The 11,913-nt window shown below is 71.8% G+C and carries 9 protein-coding genes; 1 reads left to right on the top strand and 8 read right to left on the bottom strand.

Annotated features, from left to right (window positions below; all coding sequences use genetic code 11):
* Positions 1 to 48: 48 nt before the first annotated feature.
* The 6 genes from ACQPZP_RS13320 to ACQPZP_RS13295 all read right to left on the bottom strand — a co-directional run bounded on the left by ACQPZP_RS13320 (position 49) and on the right by ACQPZP_RS13295 (position 7,859).
* Entirely contained in the window at positions 49 to 1,650 is a 1,602-nt protein-coding gene (locus ACQPZP_RS13320; RefSeq protein WP_433477925.1) for an alpha/beta hydrolase, read from the bottom strand.
* Between the two features lie 89 nt (positions 1,651 to 1,739).
* A complete protein-coding gene (locus ACQPZP_RS13315; protein ID WP_433477924.1) occupies positions 1,740 to 3,401 on the bottom strand; it encodes an alpha/beta hydrolase in 1,662 nt (553 codons plus the stop codon).
* Positions 3,402 to 3,685: 284 nt separating this feature from the next.
* Positions 3,686 to 4,879, bottom strand: coding sequence for a flavodoxin-dependent (E)-4-hydroxy-3-methylbut-2-enyl-diphosphate synthase (ispG, locus tag ACQPZP_RS13310; protein WP_433477923.1), 1,194 nt, complete (start codon positions 4,877 to 4,879; stop codon positions 3,686 to 3,688).
* A gap of 115 nt (positions 4,880 to 4,994) precedes the next feature.
* Positions 4,995 to 6,194, bottom strand: a complete 1,200-nt coding sequence (locus ACQPZP_RS13305; protein ID WP_433477922.1) for a M50 family metallopeptidase — start codon at positions 6,192 to 6,194, stop codon at positions 4,995 to 4,997.
* 40 nt (positions 6,195 to 6,234) lie between these two features.
* Positions 6,235 to 7,452 carry a 1-deoxy-D-xylulose-5-phosphate reductoisomerase gene (gene dxr / locus ACQPZP_RS13300; RefSeq protein WP_433479600.1) on the bottom strand — a complete coding sequence of 406 codons (1,218 nt, stop codon included), beginning with the start codon at positions 7,450 to 7,452 and terminating at the stop codon, positions 6,235 to 6,237.
* A gap of 29 nt (positions 7,453 to 7,481) precedes the next feature.
* Positions 7,482 to 7,859 carry a winged helix-turn-helix transcriptional regulator gene (locus ACQPZP_RS13295; RefSeq protein WP_433477921.1) on the bottom strand — a complete coding sequence of 126 codons (378 nt, stop codon included), beginning with the start codon at positions 7,857 to 7,859 and terminating at the stop codon, positions 7,482 to 7,484.
* Between the two features lie 124 nt (positions 7,860 to 7,983).
* Here ACQPZP_RS13295 and ACQPZP_RS13290 point away from each other — a divergent pair, with 124 nt between their 5' ends.
* Positions 7,984 to 8,832 carry an NAD(P)H-binding protein gene (locus ACQPZP_RS13290; protein WP_433477920.1) on the top strand — a complete coding sequence of 283 codons (849 nt, stop codon included), beginning with the start codon at positions 7,984 to 7,986 and terminating at the stop codon, positions 8,830 to 8,832.
* Here ACQPZP_RS13290 and ACQPZP_RS13285 read toward each other — a convergent pair.
* Complete coding sequence (locus tag ACQPZP_RS13285; protein WP_433477919.1) at positions 8,829 to 9,884, bottom strand: sensor histidine kinase; 1,056 nt, start codon at positions 9,882 to 9,884, stop codon at positions 8,829 to 8,831. The genes ACQPZP_RS13290 and ACQPZP_RS13285 overlap by 4 nt on opposite strands.
* A gap of 671 nt (positions 9,885 to 10,555) precedes the next feature.
* Positions 10,556 to 11,761 (bottom strand): ABC transporter substrate-binding protein, encoded by a 1,206-nt coding sequence (locus ACQPZP_RS13280; RefSeq protein ID WP_433477918.1) that lies wholly within the window; start codon positions 11,759 to 11,761, stop codon positions 10,556 to 10,558.
* Between the last annotated feature and the right edge of the window lie 152 nt (positions 11,762 to 11,913).

Here is an 11,913-nt window from a genome sequence, read left to right as displayed (position 1 = left end):
CGAAAGGACCGGACGGGCACGCCACGGGACGGTGTGCCTACCCGCGTACTACGGGCGTCCGACCGGAAGGTCCTTGCCCGCGGTGGGCCGTGCGGCCTTCGCGGTCATGGCGGTCGGGTCCGGGTCGTTCAGCGCCGGGACGGCCTTGCAGTAGGCGTCCGGGCCGCGGTGGCTCGCCGGCAGCGCACCGGTGTCGAGGTACGCCGCGACCTTGTCGTCCAGGCACGCGTTGCCGTTGAGCGTGTTGGCGTGGGTCTTGCCGCCGACCTCGAACACCAGGCGCGAGGACGGGAAGACCTTGTGCATCTCAAGGCCGCCCGCGACCGGCGTCGCCGCGTCCTGGGTGGACTGGACGAGCAGCATGCCGGGCAGGCTCTCGCCGCCCTTCAGCTTGAGCGCCGGCCCGCCCTGGAACGGCCAGAAGGCGATCGGGGCGTTGAACCAGACGTTGCTCCAGGTGTTGAACCGGTAGCCCTGCCTGTAGAGCTTCACGGCGTCGCGGTGCCACTTGCTCCAGTTGCGCGGCCACTTGGCGTCGGCGGCCTGGACGGCGTTGTAGACGGCGAAGCCGTTGTCGTCGCCGCCGGGGTTGAGCCAGTCGAGGAGCCCGGAGGCGTCCTTGTCGTTGGCCCACGCCGAGAGCGCCTGGGCGAACGGGATGTAGAAGCCGGTGTTGTAACCGGCGGACAGGACGATGTCGTCCAGCTCGTCCGGGCCGATCTTGCCGCCGATCGGGGACTTCTTCGCCGCGGTGCGGACCGCGTAGTACTTGGCCTCGACGGCCTTCTCGCTCTTGCCGAGGTGGTAGAGCGAGTCGTACTTGGCGATCCACGCCCACCAGGACTTCATGTTCCGCTCGAACGCCTTGTCCTGTTCGAGCTGGGCGTCGTACCAGACCGTCTTAGGGTTGACGTTGCCGTCCAGCACCATGTGCTTCACGCGCTTGGGGAAGAGCGTGGCGTAGGTGGCGCCGAAGTAGGTGCCGTAGGAGAAGCCGTACCAGCTGATCTTCTGCTGGCCGAGCGCGGCCCGGATCACGTCGACGTCGCGCGCGGCGTCGGTGGTGCGCATGTGCGGCAGCAGCCAGCCGAACTTCTTCGCGCAGTCCTGCGCGTACTTGCGCGACTTGGCGATCCACGCCTTCTCCTCCTTCGCGGAGGACGGGACGTAGTCCGGGCGGATCGGGTCGGAGAAGTGCGGGTCGCACGTCAGCGCGGGCTTGCTGGAGCCCACGCCGCGCGGATCGAACCCGATGATGTCGTACTTGGCCGCGACGTCGGCGTGCCCGACGCCGCCCATCCAGCGCGCCAGGGCGGGCGCGTACTCGATGCCGGTGCCGCCGGGGCCGCCCGGGTTCACGAGCAGCACGCCCTGGTAGTTCTTGTCGTCGGTGTGCTTGAAGCGCGACACCGCGATGGAGATCTTGCGCCCGTTGGGCCTGCCGTAGTCGAGGGGGACCTCGACCTGGGCGCACTGGGCCTTGTTCATCGGGTCATCGGGGCCGCTGACCTCGCACTTGCCCCAGTCGATGCCGGTGGCCGCGACCGGCGCGGCACCGGCCGTCCCGGTGTCGGCGCTCGCGGAGACGGCGACGCCCGCGCCGCCCGCCGTCACGACCGCCGCGGTCGCGACGAGAACGATCCTTTTCACGTGACTCCCTCAGATCGGCGGCCCCGGAGTTCGCTCCAGGGGCCCGCGTGAGGCTCCGCCCGGCGGTGCGCCGGGCGGAGCCCCTCGCGTCAGCGGATGACGTCGTCCTTCAGGCGCGCGGCCTGCAGGGAGCCCGCGCCGCTCAGCGTCCTGGCGGACGCGGACGACGGCGGGGTCGGGTCACCGAGCTGCGGGACGTGCACGGTGCTCTGCTCCGGACGCTCTCCCCGCAGGAAGTAGGCGTCGAAGTAGGCGTCCACCTGGGCGGAGCCGCGATGCACGATGCAGTGCGTGCGGTCCCCGTCCTGGACGACCAGCCGCGAGCCCTTGAGCCGGCGGTGCATGTCCAGCGCGCCCGCGTACGGGGTGGCCGCGTCCGCGGTCGACTGGAACATCAGGATGTTGCGCGGCAGGTCGCGGGTGTGGCCGATGTTCACCGGCTTGCCGGCCTTGGCGGGCCAGAACAGGCACGGGGCGTTGTACCAGGCGTTGCCCCACGTCTCGAACGGGTGCCTGCTGTTGATCCGCTCGTTGTCCCGCTGCCACTTCTTCCAGCTCAGCGGCCACTGGACGTCCGTGCACTGCACACCGAGGTAGACGGCGTACCCGTTGTCGTCGGCCCCGCCGGTGGTCTGCGCGCCGAAGGTCTGCGCGAACGTGGCGGTGTCGCCCGATTTGTAGGCCGACAGGCCGGCGGCGTACCCGTTCCAGACGGCCTGGCTGCGCCGGTAGCCGGCGTTCAGGATCACGTCGGTCAGCTCGTCCGGCCCGACGGCGATGGTCTGCCCGCTGTCGGGGTCGGTGTAGTAGACCGGCTTGTTCTTGAGCTTGGCCCGCAGGTCGTAGAAGTAGCTCCGGACCTGCTTCTGCGTCGTGCCCAGGTGGTACACCGAGTCGTACTTGGCGATCCAGCCGAAGTAGTAGTCGATGTTGATGTCGAACTGGATGTCCTGGTTCAGGTTGGCGTCGTACCAGGCGTCGGAGGGGCCGACGTTGCCGTCCAGCACCATCTTCCCGACCGTCTTCGGGTAGACGGTGGCGTAGGCCGAGCCGAGGTAGGTGCCGTAGGAGGCGCCGTAGTAGTCGAGCTTCTTGCTGCCCAGCGCCCGCCGGATCGACTCCACGTCGTTGACGGAGTCGATCGTCTTGATGTGGCTCAGCAGCCCCGTCGCGTCGGCCTTCGCGCACGCCTCCGCGTAGCCCTTGGACAGCTTCAGCCACGTGGCGACGGACTTGCGGTCGCCGGTGCCGTAGTCGGGGCGCGGGGCGTTGGTGTAGTTCGGGTCGCAGGTGAGCGCCGGGACGCTCATGCCGACGCCGCGCGGGTCGAACCCGATGACGTTGTAGGCGTCGCGCATGGGGGCGGAGTTCTGCGCGAACACGCGCGGGCCGAACAGCGCGCCGCCACCCCCCGGACCCCCCGGGTTGACGACGATGTCGCCCTTGGCCTCACCCTTGCCGGTGTGCGGCGTCCGGGTGAGCTGAAGGGTGATCTTCTTGCCCTGCGGCTTGGCGTAGTCCATCGGCACCGACAGCTCGGCGCACTGCACGATCTTGGAGACCGGGTACAGCGCGTCGTAGAGGTCGTGCACCGTCTTGACGAAGTCCGCGGGGCAGGCGTGCCACGAGAGCGCGGCGGGGTTGAAGCCTCCGGCCGGTCCGGCGGATGGGCTCGCGGCCTGCGCGCTTGTGGCGCCCAGACCGGTGAGACCGAGCCCGGCCGCGGCGGCCACGACAACGATCCTCTTCACAAATCCCCCTATCGTGCCGACTCAGGTTGAGTCAGACATACGGGTAAATGAGTGAAGATTGTGGCGGTTCTGGCATCTGCCCCGACAGGGCCCATTTCGAGTGGATGCGGAATCGTGACAAGATCAGCGGAACTTCGTAACACGCTCGGACGTTCCGCTCCCGGGTGTCCGTGCCGACGGCCCCATGCGCACGCGAAAGGACCCCGGGGTCGCACCCGGGGCCCTTCCTGTCGATCAGCCGGTCAGCCGCGCCGGCCGGTCATGGCGTCGGTTCTCCGCGCGGGTCAGCCGACCACCACGTCGGCGCCCGGCCCGGACACCGAACCGTCCTCGCCGATCTCGATGCCCATGTCGTCGGCGATGCGCATGGCCTCCTCGATCAGCGTCTCGACGATCTGCGACTCGGGGACGGTCTTGACGACCTGGCCCTTGACGAAGATCTGGCCCTTGCCGTTGCCGGACGCGACGCCGAGGTCGGCCTCGCGGGCCTCGCCGGGCCCGTTCACCACGCAGCCCATCACGGCGACGCGCAGCGGGACGGGGAAGTCCTTCAGCCCGGCGGTGACCTGCTCGGCGAGCGTGTAGACGTCCACCTGCGCGCGGCCGCAGGACGGGCAGGAGACGATCTCCAGGCCGCGCTTGCGCAGCCCCAGCGACTCCAGGATCGCCGCGCCGACCTTGACCTCCTCGACCGGCGGCGCCGACAGCGACACCCGGATCGTGTCGCCGACCCCCTCCGCCAGCAGAGCGCCGAACGCCACCGCCGACTTGATCGTGCCCTGGAACGCCGGGCCCGCCTCGGTGACGCCGAGGTGCAGCGGGTAGTCGCAGGCCGCCGCCAGCTTGCGGTACGCCTCGATCATCACGACCGGGTCGTTGTGCTTGACCGAGATCTTGATGTCGCGGAAGTCGTGCTCCTCGAACAGCGAGCACTCCCACAGCGCCGACTCGACCAGCGCGTCGGGGGTGGCCTTGCCGTACTTCTCCAGCAGCCGCTTGTCCAGCGAGCCGGCGTTCACGCCGATCCGGATCGGCACCCCCGCGTCCTTGGCCGCGCGTGCGATCTCCCCGACCTTGTCGTCGAACTTCTTGATGTTGCCGGGGTTCACGCGCACGGCCGCGCAGCCGGCGTCGATCGCCGCGAACACGTACTTCGGCTGGAAGTGGATGTCGGCGATGACCGGGATCGGCGACTTGCGGGCGATCGCCGGCAGCGCGTCGGCGTCGTCCTGCGACGGCACCGCGACGCGGACGATCTGGCACCCGGACGCGGTCAGCTCCGCGATCTGCTGCAGCGTGGTGTTCACGTCGGCGGTGAGGGTCGTGGTCATGGACTGCACCGACACCGGCGCGTCGCCCCCGACCGGAACGTTCCCGACCATGATCTGCCGGGACCTGCGGCGGGGCGCGATCGGATCCGGCGCCCCCTGCCCGTCGCCTTCGCCGCGGACGCTCGGAATACCCAGTGAAACGCTCATCCCTCTCCTCTGACTGACGGCCCCGCACCAAGCCTAGGCGCCTCACGCGGCTGAGTTGACGGCACCCGGCACCGAACAGTGTGACCATGTGACTACACTAGGTAAACATTTTGTGTCATTCCGGTAGCCGCAGCGGGTTGAACAGGTCGGCGAGGATCAGCAGCACCCCGAGCCCCACCAGCAGCAGGACGGCGAGGTATGTCAAGGGCAGGAGCCTGGTCATGTCGACCGTGCCCGGATCCGGCCGCCCCCTGATCCGGTTGACGCCGGCCCGCGCCCGCTCGTACCCGACCACCGCGAGGTGCCCGCCGTCCAGCGGGAGCAGGGGCAGGACGTTGAGCGCGCCGAGGAAGATGTTCACCGAGACGACCAGCGACAGGTACAGGGCGAGCTTGTCGCGGGTGGAGCCGCCGGAGGAGAAGATCTGCCCGGACACCTCGGTCGCGCCGACCACGCTGCCGACCTGGCCGCCGGGCGTGCTCTCCCGTTCGGGCGAGAACAGTTTCGGTATCGCGGCCGGCAGGTCCGCCGCGACCTGCCCGATGCCGGCGACCGTCCGGCCGATGCCGCGTCCGGCGAACACCGCCGCGTTCAGCGGCCCGGTCCGCTCGTACCCCGCTCCGACGACCGTCGCCGACATGCCGACGAACGGCTGACCGTCCACGCCCGCGAGCGTGATCGGCAGCGTCACCGGCCGGGGCGACCCCGGCCGGTGGACCACCAGCGTCACCGTCTCGCCCGGCTTCGCCTCGTCGATCGCCCTGGTGAGGTCGTCCCAGTCGGCGACGGGCGTGCCGTTGAACGAGACGACGCGGTCGCCGGCGTGCAGCCCCGCCCGGGAGGCCGGGGAACTCGGGCGGTCCCTGCCGCAGCCGCCCGACATCGCGGCGGGCACGCACGGGGTGACCTGGTCGACCGTGCTGGTCACCGTGCCGGGCTCGCGCACGCCGATCGTCATCGCCATCACCATGAGCAGCAGGAACGCGAACGCGAAGTTGGCGGCGACGCCCGCCACGATGACGACCGAGCGGCGTCCGGCCGGCTGCCGGTAGAAGGCGCGCGGACGGTCCGCCGGATCGATCTCCTCCAGCGGCGTGTAGCCGACGATCTTGACGAAGCCGCCCAGCGGGATCGCCTTCACGCCGTACTCGGTCTCGCCCCGGCGGGTGGACCACAGGGTCGGCCCGAAACCCACGAAGTACTCGGTGGCCTTCATCCCGAACCGCTTGGCGGTCAGCAGGTGCCCGCCCTCGTGGAGCATCACCGACACCAGCAGCGCCACGACGAACGCCGCCGCACCGAGGAAGTAGGCCATCCGGGCCCCCTCTGGGGTTCGTCCCGAGGCGGTCCCCGGGTCAGTCGGTTCCGGTCAGTTCCCTGGTCATGGACCGCGCCCACCCGTCCGCCGCGAGGACGTCGTCCAGCGTCAGGTCACCGGGGGTGCCCGGACCGTGCTCCTCCACTACCCGCGCGACCGTGTCGACTATCCCGAGGAACGGGAGCCGTCCCGCGCGGAACGCGTCCACACATTCCTCGTTGGCGGCGTTGTAAACGGCGGGGACCGTCCCGCCCAGCTCACCGGCGCGGCGCGCCAGCGCGACCGCCGGGAACGCCTCGTCGTCGAGCGGGAACAGCTCCCAGGTGTGGGCCTTCGTCCAGTCGACGCTGGCGGCGGCGTCGGGGACCCGGCCGGGCCAGTCGATGCCGAGCGCGATCGGCAGCCGCATGTCGGGCGGGCTCGCCTGCGCCAGCGTGGAGCCGTCGGTGAACTCGACCATCGAGTGGATGACCGACTGCGGGTGCACCATGACCTCGATCCGCTCCATCGGGACGTCGAAGAGCAGATGCGCCTCGATGACCTCCAGCCCCTTGTTGACCAGGGTGGCGGAATTGATCGTGATGACGGGCCCCATGTCCCACGTCGGGTGGTTCATCGCCTGCTCGGGCGTGACGTCGGCCAGGTCGGCGCGGCTCCGCCCGCGGAACGGGCCGCCGCTCGCCGTCAGCACGAGCCGCCGCACCTCCTCGGCGCGCCCGCCGCGCAGGCACTGCGCGAGCGCCGAGTGCTCGGAGTCGACCGGGACGATCTGCCCCGGCCTCGCCCGTTCCTTGACGAGGGGGCCGCCGACGATGAGCGACTCCTTGTTGGCGAGGGCGAGCGTGCGCCCCGCATCCAGCGCGGCCAGCGTCGAGGCGAGGCCGAGCGCGCCGGTCACCCCGTTCAGCACCACGTCGCACTGCCAGGCGGCGACCTCGGCGACCGCGTCCGGACCGGCCACGATCTTGGGGATCGGGTAGTCGCCGGAGGCGTAGCCGCGTCGTTTGGCCTCGGCATAGAAGGCGAGCTGGAGCTCCTGCGCGGCGGACGCCTTGGCCACCGCGACGACCTCGGGCCGGAACTCCAGCGCCTGCTCGGCAAGCAGGCCGACCCGGCCGCCGCCCGCGGCGAGCCCGGTCACCCGGAACCGGCCGGGATTGCGGCGGATCACGTCCAGCGCCTGGGTGCCGATCGAACCGGTGGAGCCGAGGACGACCACCTCGCGGGCGGTCGCGTCGGGGCTTGAGGGAGACATCACCCTGCCATTGTCGGGCATCGGCCCGCTCAGCCGCCGCCCGCGTCGTAGGCGTGCCGAGCCCGCTCGACCTTCTCCAGGTTCTCGGCCGACCAGTCCGCGAGCGTCGCGAACAGCGGGGCGAGGCTGCGGCCCAGCTCGCTGATCTCGTACTCGACTCGCGGCGGGACCTCCGGGTGGTAGGTCCGGACGACGAGGCCGTCGCGCTCCATCTGCCGCAGCCGCTGCGTCAGCACCTTCGGCGTTATCGTGGTGATGCGGCGCTGGAGCTCCACGAACCGCTGCCGCCCGTACTCGTTCAGCGTCCAGAGGATCGGGGTCGTCCACCGGCTGAAGACGATGTCGACCACCGGCGCGATCGGGCAGGCGAGCTCGGCGGCCACGTCCTCGGTCTTCGTCCTGCCCACCAGGGCCTCCACGGATAGTCACTTTCTTCTAGGTACCTACTATATCCAGGATGCTAGCTTCGCCGGGTCGCACCGCGACAGCGCCGCCTCCGGCGGCGTCAGTGCAGCTTGGACGGAGAAAGTCATGATCGTTGTCATGGGCGCCACGGGAAACGTCGGGCGGCCGCTCGTGCGGGCGCTGGCCGGGGCGGGCGAGCTGGTGACCGCGGTGTCGCGCACCGCCCCGGACGACCTGCCGGAGGGTGTCCTGCACCGGGCGGCCGACCTCGCCGACCCGGAGACCCTGCGCCCCTCCCTGGAGGGGGCGGACGCGCTCTTCCTCCTCGTCGCCGGGCCGCTGCTGGGCGACCCCGGCAGGCTGAACCCGCGCGACGTCCTCGATGTCGTGAAGGCCGCCGGCGTGGGACGGGTCGTGCTGATGTCGTCGCAGGGTGCGGGGACGCGCCCGGCGGCGCACGGCCATGCGCATCTGCGGGCGTTCGAGGACGCCGTCCGCGAGTCCGGGCTCGACTGGACGATCCTGCGGCCGGGCGGTTTCGACAGCAACGCGTTCGCCTGGGCGGAGCCGGTCCGCGTGCACCGGACGGCCGCCGCGCCCTTCGCCGACGTCGCGCTGCCGTTCGTCCACCCGTCCGACATCGCCGAGGTCGCGGCCGTGGTGCTGCGGGAGGACGGGCACACAGGCCGCGTCTACGAGCTCACGGGCCCGGCCCCGCTCTCCCCTCGGGAACGCGCCCAGGTGCTCGGCGACGCGCTGGGGGAAGCGGTGACGTTCGTGGAGCAGACCCGGGAGGAGGCCCGGGCGCAGATGGCCGCCTTCATGCCCGAGCCGGTCGTGGACGGGACGCTCGACATCCTGGGCGAGCCCACCGCCGCCGAACGCCGCGTCAGCCCGGACGTGGAGAAGGTCCTCGGGCGTCCGGCCCGGTCTTTCGCACAGTGGGCCGCGGACAACGCCGCCGCGTTCCGCTAGGCCTGATCCGCGAGCGGCAGGCACAGGACGAGGCGCGCGCCGTACGAGCCGTCGGCGACGTACAGGCGCCCGCCGTGGGCGATGGCGATCTGCCGCGCGATCGCCAGCCCGAGGCCGCTGCCGCCCTCGGCCCGGCTGCGCGCCGAGTCGAGGCGCGCGAAGCGCTCGAACACGCGGTCGCGGTCCGCGGGCGGAATGCCCGGGCCGTCGTCGTGCACCTCGACGACGGCCTCGCCCGCCTCCGCCCGCACCTGCACCTCGATCATCGCGACGGCGTGCCGGTCGGCGTTGGCGAGCAGGTTGAACAGGACGCGGCCGAGGCGGGGCCGGCTGGCCCGGACGAGGATGCCCGGCTCCACCTTGACGGTCACCGGCACGGCCGGGACGCGGCGGCCGATCTCGGTCTCCACCAGCGCCCCGAGGTCGAGGCGCTCGCGGACCGGCACCTCGCCGGCGTCCAGGCGGGCGAGGACGAGGAGATCCTCGACGATCTGGTGCAGCCGCTCGATGTCGGCGAGGGAGTGCCGCAGGACGTCGACGACGTCGCCGTCGTCGGGGGCGTCGAGGGCCACCTCGATGCGGGTCCGCAGGCCGGTGATCGGCGTGCGCAGCTCGTGCGAGGCGTCGGAGATGAACGAGCGCCGCTGCACGGCCGCGACCTCCAGCCGCTCCAGCAGCGCGTTGACCCCGCCGGCCAGCCGCACGATGTCGCCGCCGGTCACCGGCACGCCGACGCGGCGCCCGAGATCGGAGTCGTCCAGCCCCTCCATCTCCCGCTGGAGCAGCTCCACCGGCCGCAGCGCGCGGCCCGTAGCGCACCGCAGGCTCCAGGCGGCCAGCACCACGGCGGCGGCGGCGAGCAGGACCATGACCGCGATGAGCACGCCCATGCGGCCCACGTCGCCGAGCAGATACAGCACGACGGCCGCCACGGCCACCGCGGCCGCGGGCAGGGAGGCGAGCGCGACCGCCGCCGCCGGCGGCCGGCGCGCCCGCACGGAGCGGAGCCTGTGCGGCCGGACGTGCGGAGGACCGACGTTCCGCACCGACATGTCTCCTTTGTACGCACAACACGGCCAAAGGACAGCAAAGGTCCCGGCCGCCGATCGCATAACCCTGGTCTGCAAAGCCCCTGGTCCAGAGGCGTTCCGACGGTCCGCCGGAACCGCATAGCCGAGTCGATCTTGGGCCGCCGGGCGACACGTAAGCCTTTGCCGCCCTTTTCACCTTCGGTAACAGTGACAACACTCTTCCCCGCCTATAAAGGAGTGACGTGAAGCCGACTCCCGCCGGGGGGATGGAAACATGGGCCAGACGGGCGAGCCGGTCGTCGATCCGGGAGGGCTGAGCACGGCCCAGCGCCTGGGCGACGCCTGCGTCGTCTGCCGCAAGAGGTGGCCCCGGCCGCGCATCCGCGTCGGCCGCCTGCCGGACTCGTCCGGGGTGTTCGCGTGCGACGACTGCGCACCCGCCCCGCCGGTACCCCGCGCACGGCGGGGCCCCCGGGAGCCGTTCACGGACGCCGGACGGCCGGTCGGGGAGCCGCCGCCCGCGCGGACGACGGTGCCTGCCGCCGTCGTCACGGAGGTCTCTCCAGGGAGAAGGGTGACCCGGGCGTTCGGGGGGAAGTCCGGGACCACCCAGCAGGCGCGCCCGGCTGGGGGCGGTCGGGCGCGCCGGAGAGACCCCTGAGGGCCGGCACCGCGCCCTCGTCACGCCCTCGTCACGCCTTCGTCGACTGGATCCAGGTCCGGGTCCATGCGGCGTAGTCGGTGCAGTCCTTCTCCTCGGACTCGCCGCCGCACGCCTTCGACGGCGCGTGCGCAAAGATGATCTTGTCGAGGTACCCGCGGTCGCCGACGTGGTAGGCGGCGCAGAAGCCGGATTTCAGGCGGTCGCCCGAGCACGCCTGCGGGTTGGCGGGCGCCACCCCGGTCCACTCGGAGACCTGCTGCTGGACGTCCGGCGAGGCCGTCCACTGCAGCCACTGGTACATGCAGTTGGGGTGCTGGGCGCGGGCGCCGATCATCCACGCGTCCACCCATCCGGTCGCCCCCTCGGACGGGACGACGCCCTGGACGGGCCTGGCGGCGCGGTTCAGCACGTCCACGTTGTAGGGCCACGCCTCGCCGAGCACGGCCCGCCCGCCGGCGAACGCGCTGACGGCGTCGGCCGGCAGGTCCCAGTACTCCCCGACGTACGGACGCTGCTTCGCCAGCACCCGCCCCGCCGCGGCGAGCTGCGCGGGCGTCAGCGAGTACGGGTCGCGGATCTTGAGCTTGCGCTCCTTGCCCCTGAGGTAGAGCGCGGCCTCGGCGATGGCGAGCGGGCTGTCCCGCATGATGATCTTGCCGGAGTACCGGCGCGCCTGGGCGGGGTCGAACAGCGCGGCCCAGCTCGCCGGCGGCGGGACGGCCCGGGTGTCGTACATGAGCAGGTTGGAGCCCCACACGTACGGGATGCCGTAGTGCTTGCCGTCGCGTTCCAGCAGCTTGCGGAGCTTCGGCTCCAGCTTCTTGTAGCCGTCCACGAGGTCGGGGTTGATCGGGACGACCTGGTTCTCCTCGAGCAGCCGCCCCGCGACCTCGGGCGGCGCGGCGACGCCGTCGTACCGGCGGTCCTTGTCGGACATGAGATCGGCCATCTCCTCGGGCGTCTTCACCACCTTGAGGCCGATCTTGCAGCCGGTGCGCTCCTGGAACGGGGTCACCCAGTCCACGCGCGGGTCGGTGGTGCCGCTCTCCACGGAGCCGGGCAGCGTGAGGAGGTTCAGCATCCCCTCGCCCGGCCCGAGGGTGCTCGCGACCTTCGCGACGCCGGCCGGCTTCCGCTCCCCGCCGCTGCAGGCGCCGAGGCCAGCCGCGGCGAGCGCCGTGGCCGCCACCAGGGCCGCCGCCACCTTGACCCGTCCCGTGGCCTTCAGCCGCATCTCGCTCCCGATCCGTGCCCGGGGCCCTCCCCCTCGTGAACGAGCCCGTCGGCGCAGCGTAGCGTCTCCGGCGCGGCCGGGACGCGCGCACCCGTCCCCGGGCGGCGGCCGGAGCCCCGCCCGGCCGCCATTCCGTCCGTCCCGGGCGGGGC

The sequence above is a fragment of the Spirillospora sp. CA-142024 genome (assembly GCF_050942325.1).
Classification (GTDB): Bacteria; Actinomycetota; Actinomycetes; order Streptosporangiales; family Streptosporangiaceae; genus Spirillospora.
The sequence above is the reverse complement of the archived record's forward strand: the minus strand, read 5'-3'. Positions and strand labels throughout refer to the sequence as shown.

What these genes read in the sequence shown, in the direction of transcription:
- ispG (WP_433477923.1), bottom strand. Translation starts at nt 4,879, where the DNA reads ATGAGCGTTTCACTGGGTATTCCGAGCGTCCGCGGCGAAGGCGACGGG.
- ACQPZP_RS13305 (WP_433477922.1), bottom strand. Translation starts at nt 6,194, where the DNA reads ATGGCCTACTTCCTCGGTGCGGCGGCGTTCGTCGTGGCGCTGCTGGTG.
- dxr (WP_433479600.1), bottom strand. Translation starts at nt 7,452, where the DNA reads ATGTCTCCCTCAAGCCCCGACGCGACCGCCCGCGAGGTGGTCGTCCTC.
- ACQPZP_RS13290 (WP_433477920.1), top strand. Translation starts at nt 7,984, where the DNA reads ATGATCGTTGTCATGGGCGCCACGGGAAACGTCGGGCGGCCGCTCGTG.
- ACQPZP_RS13285 (WP_433477919.1), bottom strand. Translation starts at nt 9,884, where the DNA reads ATGTCGGTGCGGAACGTCGGTCCTCCGCACGTCCGGCCGCACAGGCTC.
- ACQPZP_RS13280 (WP_433477918.1), bottom strand. Translation starts at nt 11,761, where the DNA reads ATGCGGCTGAAGGCCACGGGACGGGTCAAGGTGGCGGCGGCCCTGGTG.